Below are 412 nucleotides of genomic sequence, written 5' to 3'. Positions count from 1 at the left end.
CCAACATGTGCAGTCCAGAACACGTGGAAATGATGATTTCTGAAAAAACAGCGGCCATTCTATACATCAAAAGCCATCATACCGTGCAAAAAAGTATGCTGACGGTGGCCGAAGCGGCCAAAGTGGCGCAACGCCACAAGGTGCCGCTAATTGTTGACGCGGCAGCAGAAGAAGATCTTTTCAAATACACTGAAGCAGGCGCTGATTTGGTGATTTACAGCGGCGCCAAAGCAATTGAAGGGCCAAGTGCCGGTTTAGTGGTCGGGAAAAAAGAATACATTGACTGGGTGCGCCTACAAGGCAAAGGCATTGGTCGAGCAATGAAAATTGGCAAAGACAATATCTTGGGCTTTACGCAAGCAGTGGAAGAATACTTGGCACATGGCAGTGAATCAGGGGCTTCGATGCAAGA

Annotated in this window: 1 protein-coding gene; it reads left to right on the top strand. The window is 48.3% G+C overall.

All coding sequences use genetic code 11. From position 1 onward, the window contains the following. Positions 1-412 (top strand): PLP-dependent transferase (locus HMPREF2810_RS08450; protein WP_176745261.1); only part of this gene is annotated, 412 nt, incomplete at both ends.

Origin of the sequence: Enterococcus sp. HMSC078F03, assembly GCF_001811595.1 — a bacterium.
Taxonomy (GTDB): domain Bacteria; phylum Bacillota; class Bacilli; order Lactobacillales; family Enterococcaceae; genus Enterococcus; species Enterococcus faecalis.
This window is presented reverse-complemented; position numbering and strand designations above follow the sequence as displayed.